Source organism: Tetzosporium hominis, from assembly GCF_002265435.1.
GTDB lineage: Bacteria > Bacillota > Bacilli > Bacillales_A > Planococcaceae > Chryseomicrobium > Chryseomicrobium hominis.
The window spans coordinates 1-3,244 of sequence record NZ_NOKQ01000254.1; the positions used below are offsets into that span (position 1 = coordinate 1).

General features: G+C 34.0%; 3 protein-coding genes. All 3 read right to left on the reverse strand.

Going from position 1 to position 3,244, the window contains the following annotated elements; all coding sequences use genetic code 11:
* Positions 1-37: 37 nt before the first annotated feature.
* Positions 38-1,159: a type I restriction-modification system subunit M gene (locus CF394_RS11910; RefSeq protein ID WP_207761722.1), complete on the reverse strand. Its 1,122-nt coding sequence runs from the start codon at positions 1,157-1,159 to the stop codon at positions 38-40.
* A 144-nt stretch (positions 1,160-1,303) separates the two neighbouring features.
* Complete coding sequence (locus tag CF394_RS11915; RefSeq protein WP_094943911.1) at positions 1,304-2,815, reverse strand: serine/threonine-protein kinase; 1,512 nt, start codon at positions 2,813-2,815, stop codon at positions 1,304-1,306.
* Positions 2,816-2,894: 79 nt separating this feature from the next.
* Positions 2,895-3,244 (reverse strand): transposase (locus CF394_RS11920; RefSeq protein WP_165767551.1); only part of this gene is annotated, 350 nt, incomplete at its 5' end.

Consider the following 3,244-nt stretch of genomic DNA (forward strand, 5'->3'; position numbering starts at 1 on the left):
TTTTTTTACGTTTAAATAAATTTACAGACAATTCCGCTTATCGGACAAGACCTACCCATTTTAATGCGACACTAGTGTTATTTGCTAGAAATAACATTTGGCCATCACTTGAACGAGGAATCATTTTAAAATCCAGTTCCCCATCATGAGTTACGATGAAACGTGGGTCTGAAATATCCGATTTCCCACCTAATCTCTCCAAATCAGTTTTCCAGCTCTTACCGTAAGGAGGATTGGATAACATAAAATCAAAGTTTAGAGTAGGATATCCATCGTTTGATAAAGTAGACCCGAAGGCTACGTTATCATCCTGAAGTGATTCTCCTTTAATTAGTAAGTCCGCTTTTGTAATTGCATACGTTTCTGGGTTAATTTCCTGTCCATATAAATATGTGTTGATTTCCTTATCATGTTCTTTTGCCAATTGGTGTAGTCGTTCATCTGCAATTGTCAACATGCCTCCAGTTCCACACGCACCATCGTATACAAGATAAGGTGCATTTTTGATTTTGTCGGCAATAGGTAAGAAGGTAATGTCTGCCATCAGTTCTACTACATCACGTGGGGTGAAATGTTCTCCAGCTTCTTCATTGTTCTCTTCATTGAACCGACGAATAAGTTCTTCAAATATTACACCCATGGTATGATTATCCAGCCCTGGTATCTTAATATCCCCATTATCATCTAGTATTGGTTTTGGACTTAAGTTAATAGTAGGACTTACAAATTTCTCAATAACAGCACCTAATATATCCGCTTCAATCATGGTATCTATCTGATTACGAAATTTAAACTTTTCAAGGATTTCCTGTACATTCGGTGAAAAGCCATCTAGATAGGCAATAAAATCAGCCTTCAAATGTTGTTGCTTAGCACGTGACTTCAAGTCTTTAAGAGTGAAAGGTGACGTGTTACAAAACGATTGCCCTGCTACACTACATAGAGCATCTGTTTGATTAATAACACCAGCATCATCTAGACTTTTTTTCATCTGTAAAACCGTATCTTTTGTTGGTTCTAAAACAGCATCCAATCGGCGAATAACAGTCATTGGTAAGATAACATCTCTATATTTTCCACGCACATATACATCACGGAGGTAATCATCCGCAATGCCCCATATAAAACTAACAATTTGATTATAAGTTTGATTATTCACGTTGTTTCCTCCAAAAAAAGTTCTTAGGTCAATTTTATCATATATCGACTAGTCTTTAATCCAGTAAATTGGTATATTAAAAATAAAAAGCAATCACACAACTTGTGATTGCTCTTTTAATATCAGGAGTAATGATTATTATCTCTATACAGAAAGAATATCTTCAATACTAGGCTCTAAGCCACTCTCTATTAACCTTTCAATTAATCTTTGCGATTCAAATCGGTTTACATCGGTAGCAATTGTGTTTAATATCCTTGCAGCAGTTTCTTTAGTTAAGTATGAAAACCCATTAGATTTTAAAATCCGATATGCTATGTCCGAGAATATATCGTATGAAGAAAATGAGAAGCCACAATACTCACGAAAGGAATCTTCAATCATTTTCATTATTTCTAAACTGCGTTTATCATTCTTTTCGATAAACTTCATAACTGAATTAATAAATTGAGGAATATTAACTAAATCCTTACATAACTCAATCGCAGTTAAACCATAAATATAATTTTCTACATCTCCATCGTAAAAGCCATTTTTGATTTTTTCTTTTACCTCTTGAATCTTTTCATTATTTTCATGGTAAGAGATTGTTTTTTCTACAGCTTCTAAAAGCTCTTTTGCATCTTCAAATCTGTATAATGGATTTTCATTTGTAGCTTTTTCTGTAACGCTTCTAAGTATATGATTATAATTTCTAGGGTCGCTTCCTACTATAAAATTTATAAGTCTCCCTAGAGAATAAACATCACTTTTTTTATCCCCCTCTTTCAGTTGCATAAACTGTTCAGGGGCACAATAAAACAACTGTCCAAATGAATTTGTGTATGCAGTTCTATGTGAATGAAACATATCTAAATCTTTACCTAGTCCAAAATCAGAAATATGTAACCTTCCATTAACTATCAAGATGTTATGTGGGCTAATATCTCTATGTACAATATTCCTTTCATGTACCTTACCCATTACATAGAGTATTTGGCGAATCATAGTCTTTTGGGTATCAAAGTCGTGAGCATAATTTGAAACATAGTCAAACAATGATTGCTCAGCGAATTTCATTGTGTAGGAATAGTCATCTAAATCAAAATCGTAAACTTCAATAATTCCTGGTACATCATTTAAGGATTTTGTTATATTGTACTCTCTTTTAAAGCGGCTCTTAATATCCTGCTTTACAAGAAATTCTTCTTTTAACTTCTTAACTATTAGTCCGTTAGATTTCCTTCTATAAACTGTTGCAAATCCGCCTTCTCCTACGTATACCAAATCTTCATCTTCACTAACAAGCTCAAATCTGTCTTCTTTTTTTATAATAACTAATCCATTTGGCTTTAAAAGATTATTCATATTTTGATGTATCTTTTCACTTAAAACCACTGCCTTAACCTCTGAAATTTGCTTTTCAACCATCAGGTATCTTTTACTTAGGACTAAGCTAAAGAATCTATCAATCTTTTTCTTATTTATTAGGTCTACAAGTTTATCTAGAGTAAAATACCATCTTGAAGGAAAACCTTGGCCATATGAATCTTCATAACTAAAATGGGTATTAAAAAATTCTACCAATTGAGGTCCTGACTTATATTTAAAAAAATCTTCCTCTGTATCTCCATTAAAAAGGTCAGCTATACTTCTTAAAATTTCTTCAGAAATCAACTCAACACCCCCACATTTATAAGTCTAAATAAAATTTTTCATGTAACTAATTATGGTTCATCACCATAAGTCGTGGTTGCTATTTCGAACTTCCTAGTTCAAGTTTTAACCTTGTGAAGAAGTTATTCAGATTACGATACCCGAAAGCTCTTCGTTTGATTAGCTTGATTTTATTGTTTGTACCTTCTATTTTTCCGTTAGAGAAAGGCGAGAGTATTGTGTTTTCCATCTCACGTTGACGCACTATAACAGCTTTCGCAATCTTGGCCAGCGGCCCACATGGATGAAACATGAAACGGTCGATCCACTCTTTCAGACGACGAGAGGCTTGTCCAGATGTAGTCGACTTCAATACAAATCGCATATGTTGTAATCCGTAATAGATGTCCTTTATGAACTCGTCTTCACGGAGGCATGCCCGTGTGTTCG